At 41.1% G+C, this 24,503-nt stretch carries 24 protein-coding genes, 2 tRNA genes and 1 riboswitch; of the genes, 3 read left to right on the top strand and 23 right to left on the bottom strand.

Features of this window, described 5'->3' with window-relative positions:
• Positions 1–10: 10 nt before the first annotated feature.
• Complete coding sequence (gene recD2, locus HNQ80_RS12200) at positions 11–2,236, bottom strand: SF1B family DNA helicase RecD2 (RefSeq protein WP_184310939.1); 2,226 nt, start codon at positions 2,234–2,236, stop codon at positions 11–13.
• Positions 2,237–2,532: 296 nt separating this feature from the next.
• On the opposite strand from recD2, the gene HNQ80_RS12195 reads away from it, so the two are divergent.
• Positions 2,533–2,988 carry a YaaR family protein gene (locus tag HNQ80_RS12195; RefSeq protein WP_184310938.1) on the top strand — a complete coding sequence of 152 codons (456 nt, stop codon included), beginning with the start codon at positions 2,533–2,535 and terminating at the stop codon, positions 2,986–2,988.
• 24 nt (positions 2,989–3,012) lie between these two features.
• Here the strand turns inward: HNQ80_RS12195 and HNQ80_RS12190 are convergent, their stop codons facing one another.
• The 12 genes from HNQ80_RS12190 to HNQ80_RS12135 form a co-directional block, all read right to left on the bottom strand.
• Positions 3,013–3,615, bottom strand: a complete 603-nt coding sequence (locus HNQ80_RS12190) for a competence protein ComK (protein ID WP_184310937.1) — start codon at positions 3,613–3,615, stop codon at positions 3,013–3,015.
• A gap of 124 nt (positions 3,616–3,739) precedes the next feature.
• Positions 3,740–3,883: a YvrJ family protein gene (locus HNQ80_RS12185; protein ID WP_184310936.1), complete on the bottom strand. Its 144-nt coding sequence runs from the start codon at positions 3,881–3,883 to the stop codon at positions 3,740–3,742.
• A 13-nt stretch (positions 3,884–3,896) separates the two neighbouring features.
• On the bottom strand, positions 3,897–4,115 hold the full coding sequence (locus HNQ80_RS12180) for a DUF2922 domain-containing protein (protein WP_184310935.1): 219 nt from the start codon (positions 4,113–4,115) through the stop codon (positions 3,897–3,899).
• 40 nt (positions 4,116–4,155) lie between these two features.
• Positions 4,156–4,380 (bottom strand): DUF1659 domain-containing protein, encoded by a 225-nt coding sequence (locus HNQ80_RS12175; RefSeq protein WP_184310934.1) that lies wholly within the window; start codon positions 4,378–4,380, stop codon positions 4,156–4,158.
• Between the two features lie 59 nt (positions 4,381–4,439).
• Positions 4,440–5,009 (bottom strand): RNA polymerase sigma factor, encoded by a 570-nt coding sequence (locus HNQ80_RS12170; protein WP_184310933.1) that lies wholly within the window; start codon positions 5,007–5,009, stop codon positions 4,440–4,442.
• A 198-nt stretch (positions 5,010–5,207) separates the two neighbouring features.
• Positions 5,208–5,543 carry a glycosyltransferase gene (locus tag HNQ80_RS12165; RefSeq protein ID WP_184310932.1) on the bottom strand — a complete coding sequence of 112 codons (336 nt, stop codon included), beginning with the start codon at positions 5,541–5,543 and terminating at the stop codon, positions 5,208–5,210.
• A 94-nt stretch (positions 5,544–5,637) separates the two neighbouring features.
• Complete coding sequence (gene metK / locus HNQ80_RS12160; RefSeq protein ID WP_184310931.1) at positions 5,638–6,828, bottom strand: methionine adenosyltransferase; 1,191 nt, start codon at positions 6,826–6,828, stop codon at positions 5,638–5,640.
• Positions 6,829–7,220: 392 nt separating this feature from the next.
• Positions 7,221–7,322, bottom strand: a riboswitch (SAM riboswitch).
• Positions 7,323–7,389: 67 nt separating this feature from the next.
• Positions 7,390–7,587, bottom strand: coding sequence for a DUF3006 domain-containing protein (locus tag HNQ80_RS12155; protein ID WP_184310930.1), 198 nt, complete (start codon positions 7,585–7,587; stop codon positions 7,390–7,392).
• A 4-nt stretch (positions 7,588–7,591) separates the two neighbouring features.
• Positions 7,592–8,467 (bottom strand): ComEC/Rec2 family competence protein, encoded by an 876-nt coding sequence (locus tag HNQ80_RS12150; RefSeq protein WP_184310929.1) that lies wholly within the window; start codon positions 8,465–8,467, stop codon positions 7,592–7,594.
• Positions 8,468–8,565: 98 nt separating this feature from the next.
• On the bottom strand, positions 8,566–9,033 hold the full coding sequence (locus tag HNQ80_RS12145) for a COG2426 family protein (RefSeq protein ID WP_184310928.1): 468 nt from the start codon (positions 9,031–9,033) through the stop codon (positions 8,566–8,568).
• A 237-nt stretch (positions 9,034–9,270) separates the two neighbouring features.
• A tRNA-Glu gene (locus HNQ80_RS12140) sits at positions 9,271–9,345 on the bottom strand.
• Positions 9,346–9,352: 7 nt separating this feature from the next.
• Positions 9,353–9,429, bottom strand: a tRNA-Pro gene (locus tag HNQ80_RS12135).
• A gap of 429 nt (positions 9,430–9,858) precedes the next feature.
• On the opposite strand from HNQ80_RS12135, the gene HNQ80_RS12130 reads away from it, so the two are divergent.
• On the top strand, positions 9,859–12,684 hold the full coding sequence (locus HNQ80_RS12130) for a phosphodiester glycosidase family protein (RefSeq protein WP_184310927.1): 2,826 nt from the start codon (positions 9,859–9,861) through the stop codon (positions 12,682–12,684).
• Positions 12,685–12,729: 45 nt separating this feature from the next.
• Here the strand turns inward: HNQ80_RS12130 and HNQ80_RS12125 are convergent, their stop codons facing one another.
• Positions 12,730–13,233: a hypothetical protein gene (locus HNQ80_RS12125; protein ID WP_184310926.1), complete on the bottom strand. Its 504-nt coding sequence runs from the start codon at positions 13,231–13,233 to the stop codon at positions 12,730–12,732.
• A 417-nt stretch (positions 13,234–13,650) separates the two neighbouring features.
• On the opposite strand from HNQ80_RS12125, the gene yyaC reads away from it, so the two are divergent.
• Positions 13,651–14,217 carry a spore protease YyaC gene (gene yyaC, locus HNQ80_RS12120; RefSeq protein WP_243183216.1) on the top strand — a complete coding sequence of 189 codons (567 nt, stop codon included), beginning with the start codon at positions 13,651–13,653 and terminating at the stop codon, positions 14,215–14,217.
• Here the strand turns inward: yyaC and HNQ80_RS12115 are convergent.
• The 9 genes from HNQ80_RS12115 to HNQ80_RS25930 form a co-directional block, all read right to left on the bottom strand.
• Positions 14,180–15,118, bottom strand: coding sequence for an AEC family transporter (locus HNQ80_RS12115; RefSeq protein ID WP_184310925.1), 939 nt, complete (start codon positions 15,116–15,118; stop codon positions 14,180–14,182). The genes yyaC and HNQ80_RS12115 overlap by 38 nt on opposite strands.
• A gap of 138 nt (positions 15,119–15,256) precedes the next feature.
• On the bottom strand, positions 15,257–16,666 hold the full coding sequence (locus HNQ80_RS12110) for a Na+/H+ antiporter NhaC family protein (protein WP_184310924.1): 1,410 nt from the start codon (positions 16,664–16,666) through the stop codon (positions 15,257–15,259).
• Positions 16,667–16,707: 41 nt separating this feature from the next.
• Positions 16,708–17,856: an alanine dehydrogenase gene (locus HNQ80_RS26470; RefSeq protein WP_184310923.1), complete on the bottom strand. Its 1,149-nt coding sequence runs from the start codon at positions 17,854–17,856 to the stop codon at positions 16,708–16,710.
• Positions 17,857–18,178: 322 nt separating this feature from the next.
• A complete protein-coding gene (locus HNQ80_RS12100) occupies positions 18,179–19,582 on the bottom strand; it encodes a sigma-54 interaction domain-containing protein (protein WP_184310922.1) in 1,404 nt (467 codons plus the stop codon).
• Between the two features lie 229 nt (positions 19,583–19,811).
• Complete coding sequence (locus HNQ80_RS12095) at positions 19,812–20,279, bottom strand: VanZ family protein (protein ID WP_184310921.1); 468 nt, start codon at positions 20,277–20,279, stop codon at positions 19,812–19,814.
• A gap of 144 nt (positions 20,280–20,423) precedes the next feature.
• The gene (locus HNQ80_RS12090) at positions 20,424–21,593 is read right to left on the bottom strand and encodes a hypothetical protein (protein ID WP_184310920.1); all 1,170 of its coding nucleotides are present in this window, start codon (positions 21,591–21,593) and stop codon (positions 20,424–20,426) included.
• 129 nt (positions 21,594–21,722) lie between these two features.
• A complete protein-coding gene (locus tag HNQ80_RS12085; protein WP_207726988.1) occupies positions 21,723–22,040 on the bottom strand; it encodes a hypothetical protein in 318 nt (105 codons plus the stop codon).
• Between the two features lie 96 nt (positions 22,041–22,136).
• Complete coding sequence (locus tag HNQ80_RS12080; RefSeq protein ID WP_184310918.1) at positions 22,137–23,876, bottom strand: phospho-sugar mutase; 1,740 nt, start codon at positions 23,874–23,876, stop codon at positions 22,137–22,139.
• A gap of 410 nt (positions 23,877–24,286) precedes the next feature.
• A complete protein-coding gene (locus tag HNQ80_RS25930) occupies positions 24,287–24,469 on the bottom strand; it encodes a hypothetical protein (protein ID WP_243183214.1) in 183 nt (60 codons plus the stop codon).
• Positions 24,470–24,503: the final 34 nt, after the last annotated feature.

The raw sequence follows: 24,503 nt of genomic DNA, 5'->3' as shown, positions 1-24,503 counted from the left end.
AAGGGAATTCCTAAAACTCAATAAGGTTTTCAGTTAAAAATCGTTTTAGTCTTGTACCTAGCCCAGAATTTCTCCGAATGATTCTGTTGTTGTTCACCATTTCTTTTAGATTGCTCTCCATCCCCACCAAAACCACCAGCTCCTTGGCACGGGTTACGGCAGTATATAATAGATTTCTTGTCAAAAGCATGGGAGGTCCCCAACAGACAGGCATAACCACCACAGGGAACTCACTCCCTTGGCTCTTGTGGATGGTAATACAATAGGCCAGTTCCAGCTCCTCCAGCTGAGCAAAATCATATTTTACAAGTTTCTCTTCATCGAAGAGCACCACCATTTCTCTCTCTTCATGATCTATCTCCTGGATATATCCAAAGTCACCATTGAAAACTCCTTCACCTTCTATCCCATCCTCAAGCTTCTTCCACTTCAAATTGTAGTTATTCTTCATCTGCATAACCTTGTCTCCCACCCGGAATCGCTTGTCCTTCATTTCCTTTTCCTCCTTGCTGATATGGGGAGGATTTAAGATTTGCTGCAGCTCATTGTTCATCTGATACATCCCTACTTGGCCCTTTTTCATAGGGGTGAGAACTTGTATATCCTTGATAGGATCAAAATTATTATATTTTGGCAGACGCTCCTTGCATAAATCCTTAATGGTCTGGGCAATCTGCTCTTGGCTTTTTTTGGTGATAAAATAAAAGTCCTTATCCTTGCTGTTGATATATGGATAATGTCCCTTATTGATTCTATGGGCATTGACAATGATCATGCTTTCCTGGGCTTGTCTAAAAATTTGATCCAGCTTCACCACAGGGATGATTTGACTATCTATGATGTCCTTCAATACATTTCCTGGACCTACCGAAGGCAGCTGATCCACATCCCCCACCAAAATCACTCTTGTTCCAAGCGTAATGGCCTTCATCAAAGCCTTCATCAATAGAATATCTACCATAGACATTTCGTCAATGATCACCACATCCACAGGCAAGGGTTCCTCCTCATTTTTCGTAAAACCCATGGCAGCGTCATCCTCACCAAAGGAATACTCCAACAATCGGTGGATCGTCTTCGCCTCTCTTCCTGTGGCCTCACTCATCCGCTTTGCAGCCCTCCCTGTGGGTGCAGCCAAAGCCATGGTTAGATTTTGATTTTCAAATATTTTAATGATGCTATTAATCGTCGTTGTCTTTCCTGTACCTGGTCCACCTGTAATCACCAAAACGCCGTTTTTACAGGCAGCTTCAATGGCAGCTCTTTGATTTTCTGCCAGTTCAATCCCACTGTTTTTTTCAATAGCATCTATTTCAGCCGTTAATCCATCGGTCAAACGATCGATCTCACCTTGTCCTAACTCTATGAGCTTCTTGCATACGTAAAGCTCAGCATAATAATAAGGCATCCCAAATACGACAATTTCTCCCTCAAGGTTTTCCAATTGAATGTCATAATTCAGTGCAAGGTTGGTAATGCCATCCTCCACCAGATTCCGATGGACCTCAAGCATTTTTGCCGTAGATTCCACCAGTTCCTCTCGCTGAATATAGGTGTGCCCTTCCAAGCTATATTGTCCTAACATATATTTGATTCCGCACATCACCCTGTAAGGAGATTGAGGATCGATCCCCATCCGCTTGGCGATGGTATCGGCCATCTTAAATCCAATACCAATGATGTCATCGGCCAGTCGATATGGATTTTCTTTGATGCGTCCTACGGCTTCATCTCCATAACGCTTATAGATCTTCACCGCATAATTCGGCGTCACCCCAAACAGTTGGAGGAATAACATCACCTCACGAAGCTCCCGCTGCTCTTGAAAGGCTTCTGCGATCATGTTCGCCTTTGCTTGTCCAATGCCCTCAATCTTCATAAGCATATGGGGACTGTACTGAATGACATCCAATGCATCCTTTCCAAACTGTTCCACAATTTTTTTGGCTGTCTTGGCACCAATGCCTTTGATCACTCCTGACGCCAGATAGTTCTCAATGCCTTCAATAGTATTGGGGACAACCTGTCTGTAGGATACAATCTCTAATTGCTCACCATAGACGGGATGCTGAATCCATTTCCCTTGGACAGCAAGATTCTCCCCTTGATTCATCATGGGCATATATCCCACAATGGTCACGGGTTTTTCTTCTGTGTCAAGGACACCTACGATATAGCCATTGGCTTCATTGCGAAAAATAATCTCAGATAATATTCCTTGGATTTCTACAGACATAATTTCCTCCTGATGGATTTGTTACTATTATTATAGCACAGTAGTCATATATACATTTCAAATGGTTTGTGATAAACTTTCAGTAATCTATCACATTTAAAAATTAGCTTCATAAAGCTTATAAAAAATTGAATTTTTTCTTTTTGTTGCCGAAATATATAATAGAGCATCTGAATAGCTCTTTATAATTGTCTAATTTCATTTCGCATAGAAGGAACTTAAGTCCCTTCTACCGTATGTAGGTCATATTTTAAAAAGAATTTTAATAGAATCCTTCGTAGTTGGGAGAGGAATCCATGAGTTTAAAAGTTACAGATATGAATAAACAAAATGTTTTTGGCAAAACCATGTCCAGGGAACCTGCTAAAATCGAAAAAGATTTTGGTTCCAGCTTTGACGTACGTCTAAAACAGTTAAAAGGTAGCAATGTCACAGAAAAGTTGACCAGCTTACTGTCAGATATCGATCAGCAGGCTGACAAATTTAATGATAAACTCTACTTGGGAGATTTATTACAATATAAAAAACTTGTACAGAACTTTATGGATGTAGCTGTACGCAACACTTACCAATTTTCCAAAGACAGCTTCTTAGACCGTCGTGGCAGACATAGAGTTTTCTCTATCGTCAAAGAGGTCAATAGTGAACTAGAAAGCTTAACCAAAGAGTTTCTAAAAAACGAAAAAGATAACATCCGTATTCTTAAAAAAGTCGATGATATTCGTGGTTTACTCGTCGATATGTTCATGTAATCACAAAGGCCTTTACGGCCTTTTTTATTTTCCCAAACTCTTCTTCAGCACCTGAACGAGCTCCAATACTTCCTTTTTCAATAGTTCGATATCTCCTCTGGTAGCCGGTGCATGATAGTGCTCATATAACTCATGAACTCGATCATAACCTTCCTGATCATCTCCAAATAAGGAGAACTGTCTAGCAATCAGCCGCGCATTATTCACATGCTGATATACGGTTCTGAGTCGGTGCATGCACTCAATCTCTGTACCATTTTTCAAAACAAATACCGTATTTTCATCCTTACCTTGAATGGTCTCTATTCCATGAAGATTGATATAACCACAGGCACCATCATTGGCAAACATCGGCTTTCTAACCTTTACAGGTATCAAAAGCAAATCCTTATGAATAGGTAGTGGAACACTAAGCCGTTGATTAATCATTTTTCCATATTTTTCCCTACAATGTTCTATATGAACCGCATACTGCTTGCAAATAGATTTCAGAACGGTTTTCACAACTCGACCATCTATATAGATACTTCCATCCGTACCAATGATTTTCGTAACATTTCCCTTCGATGGCTGATAGGTAGGTACTACTGCATAGATTCCTTTTTCAATGATCTGCTCTAGTTTCATAAGTTTTCACCTCATCCTTAAGAACGTATGTTCTATTACGTTCTATTATATCCTATTCTTTTTTCTATGTCTATGAAAAAAAGGGAGCGTTTTCCAATCATTTGGAAACGCCTCCCTTTTTTACCTACTTCATCGCTGCAACTGCCTTCGCTAGCTCATGTATGCTTGCGCTGAGATATTCCAGTTTCCCCTCAATCCGAACCAACAGGTATATCGAGACAGCAATAGGAAATCCCAGATTGGCAATATGAGTATAGACTTCTTCCACGATGGTTCACCTCCTAGGCTATCACTTCCTCCACATCTGTCGTTACGATTCTGGCTGAATCGATGGCAACCAGTTCTCCACTGTTGGTTTGGAAGATATTCTTATCGAGGATGAGCTGCATCGCTGCCTGTACCTCGGCCTCGGTAGTATCGTCCCTCACTTGGTCTACAGTGATCTTCATCGTTGTTCCCAACTGATTCTTAAAGGTCATTTCCAATCTTTTTTCTGGCATTCATGTCACCTCCTTCCATCATCCGACCTTGAAAAGAAAACTACGCCTGTGTAATTTTCTTCTCATCCACTCTACCCACACTCACCACAGGATTGCTCTGTAACCCTACCAAAGCACTGGCTACTGCATAAACATCATCATCCAATGCTGTTGGTTTTATGTTGGTATAGGTTTTGGTCTTAAGCTTCTCTTTTCCATTGTCATCAAGACCTACGCTGTACGAAATTTTAAGTCTTGAAGCGCCTAATGTTACATTTACTGGCATCAAAATCACCTCCTTTCACTTATATAGATGGAAATGTGATGAAAAAATTAGTATAGTACTTATAATTTCACACAAGATCTTATCCTGCGAATGGCTGCGTCCTTTGTTTTTATTACCGTCTGATAATGAACCTCTAAGTGATCTGCAATCTTAATCCAGCTCAAACCTTGCCCATAATGTAATAGCAGTATCCGTTTTTGTTTATCTGTTAATAGGGCCAAGGCTTGTCCTAAAGCAAAATAGGCTTCCTTACTTATCAGCAAATCTTCTATAGCAGGCCTGCCATCAGGTATCCAATCTATAAATTCAATAACGCTATCTCCTTCCAGGCTTAAATTGTTCAAAGATAATTCAGGGATTTCTCTCCTGCCTTTATCCATGTAGAAATACTTTAACTGCTGTTTTATAAATCCTAGAAAAGGTATGCCTCGTTTCTCATCAAAGCGTCCGATCTCTGCCAAAATCTTTACATATCCCGCCTGTAATAGATCCTCATAAGCTTCCCGACCAAAATAATAATTTCTTATGGAAGATAGGATCAAAGGTCTTAATCTCTCCAAAATCTCCTGTTTCGCTGCTTCCTTTCCTTCTTTACAATCCAGAATCAAATCCTTCAATAGGTACTCCATATTTCTTCCTCCTTCATTCAAGGAGGACCGGTCCTCTATTTACCATGGTATAGTCCTATTGTAGGCTCCTAGAACAAAAAAGAAAAAAGCCGACCTATTCCTAAGTCGACCTTTACCTTCATATACTCGTGAAGTCCATTGTAATCTGCATTTATGTGAATGTGTCTGTATTAGCATGTTGAAAACCATTATTAAAAATCATGGATGAATGTCTTTGTCTATCTCTTCCTCCACTTTTCCAAAGTCTTCCTCTATCAAATGAATATTCTCCTGATCGTGGGATAATTTTTCTATAATTCCTCTGGTGGCATCGGTAGATTTCTTATCTACCACATCAATCTCAAATCCTTGAGCGGCCAACGTTCGCAGCAGCCCTTCAATATAATCCTCTCCATTATGAACTACCATGACCAGCCTGCTGTCTTTCTTTTTCTTATACCCTCGAGATCTATAGAAGAGCATACATGCAAATTCATACAGCCCATATAGGAAGAAAATCCAGATAAACCATTGTATCCATATATCTCGTCCCATAGAATTACCCCTTTTGTTTAGCATATGCAGCATTGGAAAAATATGTGCTATATCAAAAACAAAAAAGCCCCGCATTTGCGGGGCTTCCATATTATTATGCGCCAAGACCTTCTTTTCTTAATGTCTCTGCTTTGTCTGTTTTTTCCCATGGAAGCTCGATATCCGTTCTTCCAAAGTGTCCGTAAGCAGCCACTTGTCTGTAGATAGGTCTTCTTAAATCCAAATCTCTGATGATGGCAGCTGGTCTTAAGTCAAAATGCTTCTTCACCAACTCAGCCAATTTTTCCTCGCTGATTTTAGCAGTACCAAAAGTTTCTACTAAAACAGATACAGGCTGTGCCACACCGATTGCATATGCAAGTTCGATTTCACACTTATCAGCAAGGCCTGCTGCAACGATGTTCTTTGCAACGTATCTTGCTGCATAAGCCGCAGAACGGTCTACCTTTGTAGGATCTTTTCCTGAGAACGCACCGCCGCCGTGTCTTGCATATCCACCGTAGGTATCTACGATGATTTTTCTACCTGTTAAACCAGCATCTCCCTGAGGTCCACCGATTACGAATCTACCTGTTGGGTTGATGTAATACTTTGTCTTATCATCTAAAAGATTCGCTGGTACAATCTTTCTGATTACATGCTCAATCATATCTCTTTCGATTTCTGGTTGATTTACCTCTGGGCTGTGCTGTGTTGAGATAACGATTGTATCTACACGCACTGGCTTATCATCTACGTATTCAACAGTTACTTGTGTTTTTCCATCTGGTCGAAGGTATTCCAACGTTCCATTCTTTCTTACCTCGGATAATCTTCTTGCCAGCTTATGAGCCAATGAAATAGGAAGTGGCATCAACTCTGGTGTTTCATTACAAGCAAAACCAAACATGATTCCTTGGTCTCCTGCACCAGTAGCTTCGATAGCGTCATCCATCTCACCTTTTTTATGCTCTAGGGCTTCATTAACACCCATGGCGATATCAGGTGACTGCTCGTCAATAGAAGTAAGTACTGCACATGTATCGGCATCGAAACCATACTTTGCTCTTGTATAACCAATTTCTTCAATCGTTTTTCTTACTACCTTTGGAATATCTACATAGCACTTTGTTGTGATCTCTCCTGCTACCAAAACAAGTCCAGTCGTTACAGATGTCTCTGCAGCAACACGAGCCTGTGGGTCCTCTGTAAAAATAGCATCTAAAATAGCATCTGAAATCTGGTCACAGATTTTATCTGGATGTCCTTCTGTCACTGATTCTGAAGTAAATAATCTTCTTGTCATTTGTATACCTCCCTTGAAATATGTATATTTTAAGTTTTATTGACTTATAAAATGATTGCTAGTACCAGAGTGAATCTTACAATCTCGGTACTCGGTGCACGGTTCGAGGCCTCTGAAAAAATCTAGAATTTTGTCATTCTGAATGAAACGCAGTGAAATGAAGAATCTCTAAAGCCTTTAAATACTAGATTCTTCGCTGGGCTCAGAATGACAGGCTCGAAGATTTTTCTCTAATTGAAACTTTTTCAGTGGTTTCGCACGGCTCATGGTGTCCGGTGTCCAAGATTAACTTCGAAGAAATCTCCTCCAACCTTCAACTTACATCTCATATTCTACCCTAAATTCACATAAAAAAACCTCTTCATCACAAGAAGAGGTCTATTACCAATTCGCCCTCATCTCTCAGATCGCATACTCTGTAGGATTTAGCACCGCGTTTGTTACCGGTTGCCGGGTTTCTCAGGGCCTATTCCCTCCACCACTCTTGATAAGGCATCAAGATTTCTATTCAATTCAACAGAAAAAATACTATCATGGATGTCTATGAAAGTCAATACTTTTTCAATCAAAAAGTCTTCTTGCTTTTTCTTCCAATCTTTCCTTCCTGTTGTTAGTCTGTTCCTTATTCACAGAAATATGTATTTGCAGAATGTCTCCTTCTTTTGCATTTTCAGGAAGCAATGTTTTGGGCAGCTGCAGCATCGTTTTTCCATACTCAACCATTGCCCAATCACCCTCTATACGATCCAACACAAACATCCCTTTATTCCCCTTTCAAAATTTGTATCCTTTGTCCGTCGCTTTTAAAAACGATGTTTCCATCCATATCCGTTCTCAACACTTGAATACCCATATTCTCAAGCTTATCCATGGTTTCTTTGTGGGGATGACCATATTTATTGTCCGTTCCTGCTGAAATCACCGCGTAGTCAGGTGCTACAACCTCTAAAAAAGAATCTGAAGTAGAGCTTTTACTGCCGTGATGACCTACCTTCAGCACATGGGCTTTTAACAATCCTGACGGGTTGTTCATCAACATTTCTTCCTCTGCTAACGCCTCCGCATCCCCTGTGAAAAGGAATACCATATCCTTATATTGCAATCGAATCACAGCACTATAATCGTTCAATTCTTTGTACTTTTCCTCAATAGGTGCTAAAAACATGCTTTGGACGCCTTCCACTTCTAGCTTCTCCCCGTGAATCGCCCGGGTGATTTTCAATCCTTTACGATCTATGGCATCTAAAACATCTTCAAATGTCTTGGTGTTGTGAATCACCTTCGGCATATATACTTTCTCCACTGGAAAATGATCGATTACTTGATCCAAACCACCGATATGATCTTCGTGAGGATGGGTTCCTACTACGGCCTTCAACGATGTTACTCCTTGATTTTGCAAGTACGCCACTACCCGCTCCTCGTCATCATTCCCTCCAGCGTCAATCAAAACACTTTCATTCATAGGTGTCTTAATCAAAATCGCATCTCCTTGCCCCACATCGATAAAGTGCACCTCTAATTCTTGACTTCCCTGGAACTGTTCCCCAGGCTCCGTTGTCACCTCAATACTTCCACACGAAGTTAGCAGTAGCACAGCCAACATGATCAATACAATTAGTAATTTTCTTTGCTTCATATCGTACTATTTCCCCTATCATAATAAATTCAACGTAATGGATATATCTTTTTACTTGTACTTCAGCCATCGCACTTTTCTTTAAAACTTCTAACCTCCTAAAACCCAAACGCTGCATGGCTTAACGCCATCATAATCAACGCTGCAATGGAATTCCCGGCAAATATAGCCAAAAATGCAGTCCGAAAGCGTATATCCAGCAATGCTGCCGCGATAGACCCAGTCCAAACCCCTGTGGTAGGCAAGGGTACTGCTACAAAAATCAGAAGTCCCAAAGCACTGTATTTTTTGATATTTTTCGCTTTCTTCATGGTTCTGTGGGTAACCCATTCCACAAACTTCTTAAACAGCCGATGCTTCCTCATTTCTCGAAACACAGGTTTTAAAAATAAAAGCAAAAACGGTACTGGAAGCATGCTTCCTAATATCCCCAACACCATGGCATGCAAAGGATGCATACCGAGGGATACCCCAAATGGAATCGCCCCTCTCAGCTCCACTACTGGCATGGCAGCAATCAAAAGAACCATAATCTCATCCGATAAAAAATTTATAATATTCGTCATCCATATCTCCTTATTATCTCATTCATCTCATACCCTCAGGCTACATTAACATTATATAGGATATTTGACTATTTATGAACCCTGACTTTTTAACAACTTGCATTAAAATGAACGCTTGTAGGAAACGTAGGGAACGATGCCCTCGTCGTTCCGAATAGAAGCAAACATGAAAAAAAGAAGTGCACTATTATGCACTTCAAAAAAATTTGGCTAAATGATATTTGTACCTTCGTACAATGGTGACCCATCCGGGAATCGAACCCGGGTTACCGCCGTGAAAGGGCGGTGTCTTGACCGCTTGACCAATGGGCCATAAAAATGGTCGGGGTGGCAGGATTTGAACCCGCGGCCCTCTGGTCCCAAACCAGATGCGCTACCAAACTGCGCTACACCCCGACATAATCACAAGATTTATTTTACGATAAAAACCGAGATTTGGCAATAGGTATTCTCATATTTTATTCAGAAGATTTTCTTCCATATATTTCAAAGAAAATATGAATGTTTCTATGTCCTTTAAAAACCTTATGCTTCAATGTTTTCCCCATCCCCCCTTACGCTTGTAACACTATCTTAATATTCATTTCCCCATTTCTTTCGATATAATGGAACTGTAGCTTGGGGAATCGTATCGCCTTATGTCTTGGAACATCTTTCCTACAAAGAAATTTAGTACCAAAGCCCTGTAACTTTTCTTGCCTAACTGTCGTCTAAACTCAGTAAGGCATTTCCGACGCTACGCCCTGGTGAACTGCACAACAAAATATATAGGTTGGTTAAGACATTTCTTAACCTAAAAATTCTATCTTGAAAGGAGCAATGCATATGCACGGATGGAAAAAATGGATTATTGCATCGACCTTAGCAATTTCTTTGACATCTTCAGTTTTTTTAGTTCCAGTCCATGGTGATTGGACCCAATCTCTCTATGAGGAAAAAAAGGAAGAATACATATCGTCAGGTGTCAAACACGAACAGCTTCTGCGCTTTACCGACAAAGGCTGGCTCAGTGTAAATGTGATGCGGATCAATGTCCAGGACAATTTCACTTCCTTGGAGGTACTCTTTAACCAAACCGGTCTAAAGAATAAAGCCAAGTTGTCTGAACTGGCAAATCAAAACCCTCAGGTAATAGGTGCCGTCAATGGAGACTTTTTTAATACGAAGGGTGCAGCCACCCTGGGTCCCATCGTAAAAGATGGAGAACTGGTTTCAACGCCTTACTATATTCCCAATCAGATGGGTGTATTTAACCAAACAAAGGATGGTACCCCTTTTATCAATTACTGGGCTCCTGAAAATGTGGGCATCACGAATCAGCGATCCTCTGCCTTCTTAAAAATAGGCTCCGTCAACAAAGAATCTGACTATGGAGATACAGCGATCCTTTTCACACCTACCTTTGGTGAGAAAACACCTGCCCTAAGTCCAAATCTTTCAAGTGCCGTGGAAATGGTAATCGAAAACAATATGGTAAAAGAAATCGTAAATGCTAAGGAAGGCACTTACATTCCAAGGAGCGGTTCCGTTGTATTTGCCACAGGTTCCTTTGCCGATTTGATTTGGAGCAATTTTGCAGTGGGTGATGGCATCGAACTTTCAGCTTCTACAACCCCTGACTACCAATCCTTGGCTTTAGCCATGGGCGGCGGTGCAGTGGTGCTGCAAGATGGTATTGTTCCAGCCACCTTCTCCCACAATATCACAGGAAATCATCCAAGGACAGCCATCGGCATCTCAAGGGATAATAAGGAAGTACTCTTTGTTACCATTGATGGCCGTACCTCTTCCTATACAGGTGTCACCCAGAAAGAGTTGGGGGAGATCATGGCATATCTTGGTGCACAACAAGCTATTAACCTGGATGGTGGTGGTTCCACCGAAATGATTCTCCGACCTCTGGGTGAAGAGAACAAAAAGATCGTCAATACCCTTTCCGATGGCAGCGAGCGAAGACTGATGAATGGTATTGGTGTGGTCAGCACAGCACCCCAAGCCGATCTAGCCGGTATTAAGGTCCAAGCCCAGGATACCAATGTGTTCGTCAATGGTTCAAGACAACTGGATATCAAAGCTTACGATGAGAATTACAACCCACTACACGTGGACTATAGTCGTATAAAGTGGCATATCACAGGAGCAAATGGCACCTTCAGCGGTAATACATTTACAGCTACTGCACCTGGAAAGGCTGCAATCGTAGCTGAGTATGATGGAAAATATGCTTCATTAGAGATGAATGTATTGAATCAGCCTGTTAGTCTAAGACTATCTCCAAACAAGCTTTTTATAGATAAAAATGGCGAGCGGGCCCTCACTATAACCGCTGTAGATAGCGATGGATATAGTGCCACCCTTCGTCCTCAAGATATCACCTTTGAAGTTCCTCAGAACCTGGGCTACATCGATGACCGAGGCTTCTTTAAAGCAGCTTCTCAAGGAGGTTCAGGGGTTATCAAAGGTACATTTAAGGGGTTAGAGGCATATATTCAAGTAGCTGTTGGCTCCCAAGAGGTAGTGGTAGACGATTTTGAGGCTGCCAATGGAAGCTTCTTATCCTACCCAGCCGAGGTAACCGGAACCTATAATATTGCACCATTCCCTAAATCAGGTAATAGCGCTGGTTCATTATCCTATGACTTCACTACAACCGATGCTACCAGAGCAGCATATCTGGTATTTAATAATGGTGGTATTCGTTTCGAAAATACTCCATCAAAAATTGGCGTTTGGGTCTATGGCAATGAAGGTGGCGGTCATGGTTTAAAAGCGAAGTTGGTTGGTGCCGATGGTACTGCCCATACCTTGGATCTGGCGGCAAGTATCAACTGGAGTGGCTGGAAATATGTAGAGGCAGCGGTTCCTTCTACCTTGAAGGTTCCCGTAGTTCTCGAGCGGATCTATGTGGTGGAAACCAATGCCCTTGCTAAAGACACAGGCATCATCTACTTGGATGGCTTGACCGTTTCTTATCCAACCAACCTGGATGCTGCGATTCCCCAGGCTCCTGTGCAAGACGTAAGAAATGTCAGCGCGCCAGCAGAAGGTGCAAATTCCTTTAAGTTCTTCGCCCACGGTGCTGTAAGCGGTATCGATACTGCTCAGGATCAGGCGGCGGTGGCCAAGCTGGCGGAATTATCCAACAGCACAGCAGCCCTCAATGTTTTCACCGATACACTGGATCCTTCCCTAAAGGGCAACCTAAAACAACCAGTTGTTCTGGGAGATGGCAGCTATAGTGCCACAAAGCATCAAGACAGCTTGTTTATTCAGCTGGATAATCGAAAAGGAAGTCTTAGAGAAAGTAATGTACAGCAGTGGACATGGTTTATCAATACAGTAAAATCCGCTGATGCAAAGCAAATCTTTGTAGTGCTTCCAAAGCCATTATCCTTCAGCGATCCTCTAGAAGAGAAACTGTTCAAGGATACCCTGGAGAAAGCAAAGAAGGAAAAGAATGTAGATGTGTGGGTACTCAATGGCGGCGGGTCAAATTTTGCTGTAACGCCACAAAATGGAGTACGTTATGTAACCTTGAAGGATTATCCACTGCAAAATGATATGGATGTCTTTTCACAACTCAAATACATGGTGTTTACCGTAAATGACAATATGGTAACCTATGAAATCCTATCCGTAAATACAAAATAACAAATAATACCGAAACAATAAAGAGATGGAGGTACCTCCATCTCTTTATTGTTTCGGTATTATCAAATTATCTAAGTGCTCTAATTCCTGCTCAAAAAGATTTTCCTGCAGAATTTCTTCCACCTCTTCCACTGTCCCACTACTTACTTCTTGACTTAATACTTCCTTCAAATGAACCAGATTGATGGTCCCCATATTCTCCAAGACACTCCGAACCTCTTCTTTTCTTTCAAAGGTAATCTCAATGGGTGCAGGGCTTTTTCTCAACTTATCATGGTAAACATAAATGAATTTATCTAAAGTCGCATCGTCGATGATCATTTGATACTGTGAACCCTCTTGATCCAAGTTAAGGATGTCATCGAAATAAATATCCAGCCTCGTCTCAAGGGGCGTTTTGTCCTCTAAGCTGCCATTGGGTCTATACCCTGTATTTAGTTCTGGCAGCAATCTTTCCTCTGCGGGTCGCATGCTCCAAATACCCAGTACCGTAATCACCGTTAAAACTACAACCATCAGTTCATTGTATCTTTTCTTTGGCTCTGTCATGCTTGATACCACCCTATATCATATTTTTTACGCTAAAAGCATTTCATGCTTCCACTTCTAGTATGATATAAGCTTTCCATAATTATGCATGGTAAAACGCTACTCTCTCATGACTTCTTGCATCTATTGTAGGGACGGACGACCCTGTCCGTCCGTTGACATAAACAAATCATCGGCTGGGCAGGGTCGTCCAGCCCTACCAATTTTAAAAAACTTTTTTTCTTTGTAGGGACGGACGACCCTGTCCGTCCGTTAACATAAACAAATCATCGGCTGGACAGGGTCGTCCAGCCCTACCAATTTTAAAAAATCTTTTAGCCATTAGCGAATGGCACACAACGGGCAGCCAAAGTGATTTTTCCTGTCATCAACATCTCGTCCTTCGTATATATATTCCTTATAAGGAGGTGTGTTTCTTTGATCCATAATCCTTGGAAATATAAATATGAAGTTCGTGTACACTATACCGATGAGAACGCTGTTGAAACCTTAGCAAGGTATATGAAAGAGCACCTCAAAGAAGACATGGTGCTGATCTGTATTGGCACCGACCGATGTATCGGCGATGCCTTGGGTCCTATTACGGGAACCCTGTTGGAAGGTAAAGACTTTCCTTATCCATTCTACGGCACCGTTGACCATCCCGTCCATGCTGTAAACCTAAAGGATATGATAGATATCGTCACCACCCAGCACCCCAACGGCTTTTACGTGGCTGTTGATGCCTGCCTAGGCGCCGAAGACAGTATCGGCAGTATCCATATAAAAAAAGGCCCCATCTTTCCCGGAAAAGGCGTCGGAAAGAAGCTGCCCAGTGTTGGTAATCTTTCAATTGTAGGAATTGTGGATAAAATCAACCACGACGACTGCTTTGCCATCCATAACATCCGCCTCAGCCTCGTCATGAAAATGGCCAAAGTCATCGCCGATGCCCTTGTATTAGCGACTACAGCAGCGTCACAATCAACGGGATCGTCACCATAGAAAGCATGGTCGATATGAAGATGGCCTGAGATGCCAGATGGTAATCGTTTTCATACCGTGTAGCCATGATGGCACAGTTGGCAGCTACCGGCATAGCTGCAATCAGCACAGGAATTCCTATCATGATCTCGTCCAAAGGAAATATCTTTAAGACGAATAAGACCAAAAGAGGTAAAATGATCAATCGAACTGCACTGACAATAAACACCTTGATGTTTGAAAATATCTCTTTGATATGAATATCTGCTAAAATTGATCCGATAAACACCATGGACATGGGTGTGGTCACATCTCCCACCATTTTAAAGGTTTTATAGACAGGTCCTGGTAGCCTAGTAGAAGTCAAAAACATAGCAAATCCAATGCATACTGCAATCAAGCCTGGGTTTAAGAGCTGCTTGATCTGAATACTACCCCGTTCATCAAAAGCAAGCTTATTTCTTTCCATGGTAGGTCTGCTCAACACTGCCACCCCAAAGCTCCAAATCACCATATTGAAAGGCAAGTTGTATAAGGCAGTATAAAATACCCCCGTCTCCCCAAACACTGCATTCACCACAGGATATCCCATGAAACCTACATTCGAAAACACCACCATAAATTGGAAAATATCCCTGGCTGTACCCTCTGCCTTGATGATTTTAGGTACCATATAAGATATGGTGATGGACAATGCATAAACACCCCAGGAAATCACAAACAGCTTGCCACTCTTGACAAGTACTTCCTTAGAGAATTCAAAACTGCTCAACGTAGAAATAATCAAGCACGGCAGGGCAATACTTGTAATAAAGTTACTGATGTCACGATTCATATCATTGCTGATCACCCGCAGCTTCTTGCTTATATAGCCAATAATTAATAATAAGAATAATACCAGTATCTGATTTAATGTCTCCACCGTATGCCTCCCTTCCTATGCTTAATATTATATAATATTTCATCTCCAGTTAAAACGCTAATATTTCGGAAAAAAATTACCCATGCCTTTATCTACATGGGTAATCTCGTTCTTCTTTTATTTTCCTTTATCATCCCACTATATTGCAACAAAGCCAATAATCAAGTAGATCGCCGCAGCCAGCATTGCAGCCAAACCAGCATAAGGGATCTGTGTTTTCACATGGTCTATATGATCTGCTGCAGCTCCCGTGGAAGCTAATATGGTAGTATCTGACAGGGGAGAGCAATGATCTCCGAAAACTCCCCCTCCTGCAACAGCAGATATGGTAGCCAGTACCAGTGTAGTTACTTCTCCCCCTGCAAAACTAAAGGCTAGTGGTACCGCAATAGGCATTACAATGGCAAAGGTTCCCCAAGAGGTTCCTGTTGAAAACGAGATCAGCATTGCGATGATGAATGTAATGAGGGGTAACAAATTGGGTGTCATCCATCCTTGCGTTACCTCAATTATGTAATTAGCCGTTCCCATATCCTTGCTCAATTGGTTGATAGAATAGGATAGGGCTAGAATAATGATGGCTGGCATAACCCCTTTCATTCCTGCCATAGCTGTTTTCATAATGTCATTAAAAGGTACCCCTTGTATTCTCATAATCACACCCAAAACAACTACCGCAGTAAGGAATGCTTCCATGGTTTTCGCAGATTTCAATGTGATAAAGGTTCCAATGGCAATACTAATGACGATGAGTACAGGAAAAATAAAGTTCAAAAATACATTGGTTTTGATCCCTTCATAAGGAGGTGTATCCGTTAATTCTTCACCTAATAGTGGCTCTGCCCCATCCCTTAATACTTTGCCTTCCTCCAATGCCCTTTTCTCCGCTTTTTTCATTGGTCCAAATTCTGGGATCACACCCAGTGAAAATAGCCCTACCAATACAACAGCGATGAGTGCATAGAAGTTAAACGGAATCGCTCTGGTAAATACCATCATGGCTTGGGATGCATCCTGTATAGGACCCATACCGATCAACAATCCTGAAATAAACACAGCCCATCCTGTGATAGGAGCCAATACACTTACAGGCGCTGATGTGGAGTCGGCAATATAGGCAAGTTTTTCCCTTGAAATCTTCGCCTTATCCGATAGGCTTCTCATGGTAGACCCTACAAACAAGGGGCTAAAATAATCACTAAAGAAAACAAACATCCCCATGACCCAAGCAACCAGCTGAACCTTTACTCTACTTAATTTCTTTTCCTCCATGATTTTTGTAAACCCTTGAATCGCACCGGTTCTTTGGAAGAAGGCAATCAAAATACCAATAAACAACTCCAATAAGAAAATCCAAGAAAAGCTAGTGGTCCCTAAAGAAGTCTTTAGCAGTGTTGGAAAGCCCATCAATCCTTTTCCAGAGAGTAAAATACCAATAAAACATGCTAATGCCAAGGAAAATACAGTGTTTCTAGTTTTGAATGCCAATAGGATGGCTATCGCTGCTGGTATAATAGAAATAAAGCCTAATGTTGCAGTTGCGTCCATAATGCTCCCCCTTTTCACTTATTTCTTTATGAATCTTCACCCTAAGCAGTAATTACAGCCTTAGGAGCTATGTCCATATCCTTATAATCTCTCAATCCCAATACTTCCTCAGGCCTTACCCATTCTCTTTTCTGAATCAAACTGGTCTCTTCGTGGGTCAAGACTCCTTTATAGGCTGTTAGGCTCCTTCTCAGGTAACCGTCCTTACGACAGGCTTCCTTGACACCATCGTTCAATATAGATCGAAAATGGGGCAATACAGTCGCTGCATAGGCCACAGAGGTTGTATGGGGTACTGCTCCTGGTATATTGTCCACACCATAATGTACAATGCCGTCCACCACATAGGTTGGATTTTCGTGGGTAGTTGGACGATAGGTTTCGATGGCGCCCCCTACATCCGCACTGATATCTACAATCACAGAACCTTTTCTCATCAGCTTAAGCATTTCCTTTGTTACCAGATGATCCTTTCGATGCTTGGGCCATTTGACACAGTTTACGATCAAGTCTGTTTTGGGCAACAATTTTTTAATATTTTCCTGATTGGAAAACGTCGTTTGAACGTTCTTAGGAAATATTTGTTGGACGCTCCTCAAGACACCAACATTTACATCCATCAAGGTGATGTTTGCTCCTAAGGCGCATAATACTTCTGTGGCACCTTTCCCCACAATGCCCGCACCTAAAATAATCACATTTGCTGCCGGTGCACCTCCTATTCCACAGATTAACTTACCACTTCCCCCATGGATACTTAACAACTGGTATACCCCCATGAGTGCCCCCAGCTTTCCTGCCACCTCACAGTTGGGTGAACCATAGCGATGGGTATCCTCTGCTGTAAAAGCAATGACTTTCTTCTCCAGCAGCGCATCTACCTCTTCACGGTTGGCAGCTGGGTGGATACAGGTAAATATAATCTGCCCCTCCCGCATCAATCCATACTCCTGAGGGGTGATCTCCTTCACCTTCGCCACCATGTCACTGGCTGCATAGATTTCCTCCATAGTTCCTTTTACCTCTGCTCCTGCCATCACATATTCTTCATCTTCAAAACCAGCCAATGCTCCTGCCTGACTTTGTATAAAAACCTTGTGCCCGTTGGCACATAGCTCTGCTGCCTCAATCGGCGTCATAATTACCCTGGATTCACCTGGTTTGATATCTTTTAATACTCCAAGAATCACTGCTATTTCCCCCTTATCTTCATATACATGTCATATTTGCAACACTGTTTCCAATACCATTTCTGCAGAATGGGTATCTAATCAGATACAACTAAGGTACTTTAAGTGCAATTATCATGCCACATTGATTTTTAAGTTTTTGATTCTTTAAAAAACTTCTTTTTACCAAGACGTTGATTTTTCCGAATTATCTATTATTTAACAATCATTCTCTCTCCGTTGTTGCCTTTATACTTATCCAAAATGTAAAAAAGCTGGCAATAATTCATACCTTACCAACTTTTTTGTTATATTTAGAGCAGTTTTTGTTATATTTAGAGCATTATTTCGTGGACAAGTTATACTTATTCATTTTTTTCTGTAAAGTTTGTCTGGGTATTTGGAGCAAATCAGCTGCTTTGGATACATTCCCTGCCGTTTTTCTTACGGCTTGCCCAATCATGGTCCTTTCGATGGATGCAATGACATCTTTTAAAGGGACTACCTCTTCACTGCTTTCTATGTCTTCAATTCCCATCATCTCATTTATTTTCTCTGTGATATGATGAATATCGATGATATCTTCTTCCTGGTCTAATTTGTTGATGGCATACTCAATAAGATGCTCTAGCTCCCTCACATTCCCTGGCCAACTATATCGGGTAATCAGGTCATATACCGCCTTGGAGACCCCCTTAATCTTTTTATCCAGCAGCCTATTGTATTTGTTCATCAAAAAATTCAACAAGATAGGAATGTCGCCAATCCTTTCACGAAGAGGTGGAACATATATGGTGAGGGCGCAAAGTCTGTAATATATATCCTGCCGCAGCAGCCCCTTCCGCACACATTCTTTTGGATTCATATTGGCTGCCACAATTACCCGGGTATTGATTTTGCGCTCCTTTTTATCTCCTAGTCTTCTTACAAAGCCATCCTGTAGGACCCGCAATAGCTTAGACTGCAAGCTGATGGGCATGGAGTTGATTTCATCCAAAAATATACTGCCTCCCTCGGCAATTTCAAACAGGCCTGCATTATCAAAAGCACCGGTAAAGCTACCCTTTGTTGTTCCAAATAAGATACTCTCCAGCAAATTTTCCGGGATTGCTGCACAGTTTTGCGTGATAAATGGCCCTCCCTTTTTACCTCCAGCGTTATGTATGGCGTGGGCAAATAGTTCCTTGCCTGTACCTGTTTCCCCATAGATAAACACCGGCGATGCACTATTGGCAATCTTAGGAATAAAAGCCTTTATCTCCTTGACTTTACCATCATCAGAAATAATATCTTCTAAAGTATATCTGGCCCGATCTGGCCCCAGATGATCTCTAAACAACTGATAGTCGAACTTGTCGAAGTTCATCTCGATAATTTCATTGCTTTCTATCCTGTTGCTCGTTATGTCCTTGGAAAGTTCTATCGCCCCTATAATACGACCATTGGTCTTGATGGGAACCGATACATTGGTTGTATAGATCTCGTCATTGGTACCAGATACGATGGGCTGTCTTTTTTTATAGATTGGAATGCCTAATTTCATCGATTTGATCAATGTACTGGTATCTTCATTGATGTTCGTAAACACCTCTGTTAATTTTTTTCCTAGGATATTATTATCAAAAACCTCAGGATGAAAAGTAGGATTAAATTTCACAGAAAACAATATGGTTCCTGACGTATCAATAATAGTAATTCCATCGATATATTCCATTTTTTTGATCATATCATCTTTTTTTGTGGCCATCTCTGCTGGATCCCCCTCTCCTTATTACCGCCGCTAGCCTAATTCCTTCCATCACATCATCGTTTATTTGTATATCCTTTTTCCATTTCTGATGATAATTTTCCTGCCATTTTCATATTTATATTTATACAAGCTTACTTATAGGAGCCGTGAAATGCAAAATTGCCCGTATCTTTATCTACACGGGCAATTTCTCTCTTCTTTCATTTTTCATTGCTTTACTTCCATCTTATGATCTCATCTTTATATGATGTCCTCTATACCTTCGCAGCATCGCAGACAATAGAATGCCCATCGCCACGCCCACACCATCTAACAGGACATCCGACACCTGGGGCCCTCGCCCTGGTACAAAGGATTGATGAAATTCATCGAGGCTGGCATATACCAAGGACATATAAAAGGTTACCGAGTACAGCTTCAATCCCTTTATCCCGCTCACCCACAGGGCATTGAACACCAATACAGCCAGGATAAAGTACTCCAGCAGATGCCCTGTCTTTCTGATATAGTATTCCAGCCGCACCCGTATGTTACGATCTATTCCGTTCTCTTTTACTACTTTTACAATAACCTTCTCCACCGTTTCTTTGATCTTAGAACTTCTATCATGGGATACAATCCGATCCTCTGCTGAGAAATAGAAGATCACACCACACCACAAAATCACCAAGACCCACGCCACAATCTTTTTCATGAAATTTCCACCTTCTGCATATAGATATTACATTTTCTGCTCGTTATCCTGTTGTTGCTCATAATTGTTATCTTTGACTACATCCAATGGATTCATACTTCTCCTAGGGAATATCCTACGATACAAAAAGCCTTGAATTATAGTTTAGTCTTCTTCTAAAAATTCATAGAAGCTATCGAAGCCGCTGTGGACAAACTCATAGAGCACAGAACGATCTAAGTGAAATTTTTCTTCCAATTCAAGGATGCCTTCGTAGCTAGAACTGCCAAAATACTTTTCCAACTCCCTAATCTGCTTTTGACTATAAGCACACACCAATAGTTGACTGCTCTCAGTGATATAATATACACCATATATATCATCATTGAGATAGTAGCTGGTATTTTTCACGTGCTCGTTGGTGGGATTGAATTCTGTATATAAGATCCCTACTTCATAGCCATGCTTCATGGCATGGGGTTTTTCTTTGTCTATTTTTCGCATAAACTCTCTGAAGTTTTTTACATGGTATACAGTGATGTATTCGTCCTTGCTCAAGCTAAAGGCAGCCTCCATCCCTGTAATGTTCATGGAGGTTTTCACTTCAGCGGCCTTTACCCGCCAGCCCTTCTCCGTTTCCTCTGTTTTGATTTCTGACACAACCATCTTATAACCCTGTTCCAGATCAATAAGAGATTCTGCCATGTAAGCGCTTTGGTTTTGTCCATCGACTGGCTCAATGATATTCTTTAACAGGGTAGCAGGTTTTTTCACGATTTTATAGGAAATTCCTTGTCCCTCACTTAAAAACCTCATGCCTTCTTCGTCAAAGGCCGCAGCTCGCATAACAAAATAGTTGACCAATTGAATCGGTGAAATCACTGGCTCACAGATTTTATCCCATAAATCAGTAATTTCCACTTCATCCAGCTGAGGCTTTGCGTCCATAGCATACTCATATTCATGGATGGGTTCTGGCAACTCTTCATTGAATTGTTTACTTTTTTCAATAAATTGCTGAATCAGATACACGGCTTCCTTTTCTCTAAGTGCTACTGTTTTTCCACCCAGTCCTCCCATCATGTTCGCAGCAGTCATTTCGACGCTTTCTTCTGATCCAGATAGGATACTGATGTAATCATCTAAACCAAATTCCTCAGCATCTAGATGGAAGAATTGGTGAAATGTCTCTCCTAGCTCTGTTTCCCATTTTATAATAAGTCCAACGACGCCCATGAGTCTTGTATTGGTGGCATATGCCTCAATAAACCTATGGGTTAACTCGTAGTCGGCTCCTTTTTTCCCTTTGATTACTTCGAATTTTCTATCTTTCATTTCCTTCTCCTTTTTTGCTGGTGTCTACAGTCTTACCAAGTCACTCAATATTATATTACTATGAAAACAATAAAACAACGAGGTATTCATAAAGTTTTCCCGTTGTCTTATTTTTCCTTGTTATTCGGTTTATATAATTTTCTTCTTCTTTAGCTGTCGGATGAAAACTTCATGGTCACTCCACATGGAAATTACTGAATCAAATTTTTCGTTCATTCTTCGTTGTTCTTCCTTAACATCCTGCACTTCTTCTTCCAACCGATCCATTCTCTCTTCAAAGCGATCCATTCGGGTCTCTAAGCTCCCCACTCGAACTTCTAATCGGTCAACCTTTTTTCCCACATCATCAATCATTCCGACGAGTAAATGTAGAGTATCTTTGATCTCTTGTTCCATTTCAGCACCTCCAAATTTTCTATTCCCAGATGCCGTTTCTTCAGTGTACATTTATTATATCATAAATCCATCCTGGTGTTAAAACAAAATCAATATCCTAACATAATAGGGGACTTCAGTTCTCAAACACAAATATATGCTGCATTACTAGTCTATAAGCTCTCGTATCAGTCCCATGACTTCTCTTTTCAACTCATCTAGCTTCTGTATTGCACCATCCAAGCTATTTCCTACTACTGAAAAATAGATTTTCACCTTTGGCTCTGTGCCCGATGGTCGGATGCAGAACCATGAACCATCCTCCAAGGTAAAGTGGAGCACATTGGACTTTGGCAAGGTTAAATCAGATGTCTCCCCGATCAGCAAATCTACATGCTTCCCATGGTCATAATCCTTTAAGATACAAATCTTCTGATCGTTCATATGGCTCAGTGGATTTAATCGAAAGTAGCTTAGGATTTCATCGATTTTTTCCATGCCTTCTTTTCCTTTTAAGGTAATGGACTCCAGGCCCTCTTGATAGTAACCATACCTCTCGAACAATCCTATCAAAGCATCATATAGCGTCATTCCCTTTGATTTATAGTAAGCAGCCATCTCACAAATCAGCATGGACGCAATCACAGCATCCTTGTCACGGACAAAGGTACCTGCCAGATAGCCGTAACTTTCTTCATAGCCAAAAATAAACTCCTTTTCTCTGCTGGTCTCAAACTCTTTGATCTTTTCTCCAATGAATTTGAAGCCTGTCAACGTATCCAGTGAATCCACTCCATAGCTTTGGGCGATCTTAGCTCCCATCTCGCTGGTAACGATGGTTTTGATGACCAATCCATTTTTAGGAATCGAGTCCGCCTCTTTCATAGCAGATAAGACATAGTCGATCAGTAGGGCTCCTGTCTGGTTTCCTGTCAATATTTGATAAGCTCCATCCTTATTCCTCACCACAGCACCTACTCGATCACAATCTGGGTCTGTTCCGATGATCACATCGGCATCCACTTGATCCGCCAATGCCAATGCCAATGTAAAGGCTTGATGCTCCTCAGGATTTGGGGATTTGACCGTAGAAAAATTTGAATCAGGATTTTCTTGCTCCGGCACAACCCATACCTTCTCAAATCCTAACTCTTTTAGCACTCTTCTTACAGGCATATTCCCCGTACCGTGCAGAGGTGTATAAACGATTTTTACATCTTTCCCTGTTTCCTTGATCAACTCATCTCTTAACACCAAGCTTTTGACACGATCAATATATTTTCTATCGATCTCTTCTCCGATCATCACCAATAGTTCTTGGGATAATGCCTCTTCTTTTGTTATGTAGTTTACGCTGCTATAGTCTTTTATTCCCTGTATTTCATTAATGATCTTTTCTGCTTCATCGGGTATAATTTGTCCCCCATCTTCTCCATACACCTTGTACCCATTATACTCTGGTGGGTTATGGCTGGCAGTGATGACGATCCCTCCAGCACAGCCTAACTCTCTAACCGCATAGGATAACTCTGGCGTTGTTCTAAGAGCTTCAAAGAGATATGCTTTGATGCCATTGCCATTCATCACCAAAGCCGCTTCCTCAGCAAACTCTGGTGACATGTGTCTAGAATCATAGGCAATCACAACGCCCTTCTGTCTTGCTCCACCTACCTCCTCTAACAGATATTGGGCAAAACCTTGCGTCGCTCTGCGAACAGTATATTTGTTCATTCTATTGGTTCCTGCACCGATAACCCCCCGAAGTCCACCCGTACCAAACTCTAAATCTCTATAAAAGCGATCCTCGATCTCTTTTTCGTTTCCCTCTATAGCTTGCAACTCTTTTCTTATATCCTCATCAAAATAGCCACTGTTGATCCATTCTATATAGCTCTCCCTATATCCCATTTGTCACTCACCTCTATCAATTATTTTCATTCCATCCTATTATATATCAATCTCCTCATGAACATGTCATCTATTATACATTACTCCTATAGGGTACTTGAAAAAATAAACCATCAAGATTCTGATGGTTCTTATTCTATAGAAATCTGCCTGTAAGTATTAAATTACTAACCCCAAAATTCAACGGTAGTGGGGACTTCAGTCCCCATCCATGCAAGATCAACAAATTTTCAATAATAAAATATATATTTCAATGGACTTTAGTCCTGCACGAAGTTACAACCTATACACATCATTTCTGATACTGCTTATTTCCCACCTTTAATAACCCGTATCTCTACTTCCTGTCGCTCTACTTTGCCACTTAAATCATTTATCTTAGTTTCTACATCACAAAGTTTTTTTGTGTTTTATTTGTAGCTATCATACAAAGCTTTCAAATGATTATCCATTTTATTCTCGATTCTTACAACATCCTGCTTTACTTCTCGAATTTCGTCTTTTACTCCCCTAATTTCCCCTCTTACTTCTTCAAATCCAGTTTGCATCTCACTATACATTTTTTCCAACAATCCAAAAACTTTATCCTCCATTCCCTTAACCTCCGTTTTTTGGATAGCTACATTA

Source organism: Anaerosolibacter carboniphilus, from assembly GCF_014205875.1.
Lineage (GTDB): Bacteria > Bacillota > Clostridia > Peptostreptococcales > Thermotaleaceae > Anaerosolibacter > Anaerosolibacter carboniphilus.
Note: the sequence above shows the minus strand (reverse complement) of the source record. Positions and strands in the feature narration are given on the sequence as shown.